The organism is Cupriavidus sp. 01L46 (genome assembly GCF_056399905.1).
Genome location: NZ_JBFTSF010000567.1, coordinates 1 through 1,642, shown reverse-complemented (window position 1 = coordinate 1,642; position 1,642 = coordinate 1). Strand labels below are relative to the sequence as shown.

The window sequence follows — 1,642 nt, the reverse complement described above, 5'->3', positions numbered from 1 at the left end:
TCCAAACACAAAAACATCAGCCGGCATGTCAATCAGGTAGCGTCCCACGCAGCGCGGAACGAGATTGGCAGTTAGTTCGTTCACGGTTTTGTTCTCCTCTTGCGTCAATGGCTTGGACGGATTGCAGGCTGTCAGGCATAGCGCGAGACATGCGATGGCCAACGTGGTTCCGCTCCTCACGTCTTGTCCGACCATAGGCATAGAGCCATCAACTGGCAGCGGCGAAGAATCAAGGACCCTATCCGGAACACCATCCGTCAGAATCCGTTCGGACGCGGGCGCAAGGTTCGCGAGACCACGTCCCATAGCGCAACGGCTTCGCCCTCGGTCAGTGATGCCGTCTTCTCAATACGATCCTGCAGCACGTTGTTGTAAGACCCCGTATCCAGTTCCAAGGTGATCAAGGGCGTTTGCGCACTGCCGATCCTGGAATTCGCCTCCAGCGCCAGATGGTGTCCAGGYACAYCTYGSGTGGTTATCCCCGCCATCAGCCATTCCTCTGCCGGCAAKCCAGGCAAGTCCACCGCCCCCTTTCGAATCGTGCGGCCTTCTCGCTCCTTGAGCGCTGCGTTGATGCTGTCACCGCGTTGCAGCAATGTCGTTGGCTCTCGAATATCCGAGTCTGTCTCCAGAACGACACTCACGTCGATCTTGTCATGCAGCACGAATTGGGTCCAGAGCTTCTCCGTGGCACCGGCCTTGCCCGGCAGGAACCCGCCAAAAAAACACGCCCCGGGTTCGGACGGAATCTCGCTTTCCGGACGACCACGCACGCGCTTCAGCAGGTCGAATACGCGGGTGCGCAGTGCAGGAACGTTGTTCTTGACGGTCATCTTCTGAACAAGCGAGTCCTCGGTTTGATCCGGGTTGGTGAAATCCCATCCCTTCATTTTCAACTTGATCTGGAAGCCCCGATCCCACTTGTAAGCTTCAATGACTCGTCTACTTGGATTGGCAAGTACATCGCCCCGATGAATGAAATATCGCGTAGCCGCGCCCGATACCTGACCGCTTGCATACAGAAACGGGTAAGCATCGGCACTCCTGGTGCCCGTCAACTCCGCCTCGCGCGAGGCGACCTCCCGCTGAAACTGATCCTCCGGCATTGCCGTCGCCTCAAGAGGAACCCGGTCCACCGTGATGTTTCCAAACACAAAGACATCAGCCGGCATGTCAATCAGGTAGCGTCCCACGCAGCGCGGAACGAGATTGGCTGTCAGTTCGTTCACGGTTTTGTTCTCCTCTTGCGTCAATGGCTTGGGCGGATTGCAGGCTGTCAGGCATAGCGCGAGACATGCGATGGCCAACGTGGTTGCGCTCCTCACGTCTTGTCCGACCATAGGCGTAGAGCCATCAACTGGCAGCGGCGAAGAATCAAGGACCCTATCCGGAACACTATCCGTCAGAAACCATTCGGACGCGGGCGCAAGGTTCGCGAGACCACGTCCCAGAACGCAATGGCTTCGCCTTCGGTCAGCGATGCCTTTTCGATAGGATCGCGTAGCACTCTATTCTCAGATCCAGTATCCATTTCCAAGATGACCAGGGGCGTTTGCGCACTGCCGATCCTGGAATTCGCCTCCAGCGCCAGATGGTGTCCAGGCACACCTCGGGTGGTTATCCCCGCCATCAGCCATTCCTC

General features: G+C 57.5%; 2 protein-coding genes. Both read right to left on the bottom strand.

The window, feature by feature from the left end; translation table 11 throughout:
• Positions 1–257: 257 nt before the first annotated feature.
• On the bottom strand, positions 258–1,229 hold the full coding sequence (locus AC1DS3_RS38420; protein WP_477129336.1) for a T6SS immunity protein Tli4 family protein: 972 nt from the start codon (positions 1,227–1,229) through the stop codon (positions 258–260).
• A 173-nt stretch (positions 1,230–1,402) separates the two neighbouring features.
• A partial coding sequence (locus tag AC1DS3_RS38415) for a T6SS immunity protein Tli4 family protein (protein WP_477129335.1) occupies positions 1,403–1,642 on the bottom strand: 240 nt, incomplete at its 5' end.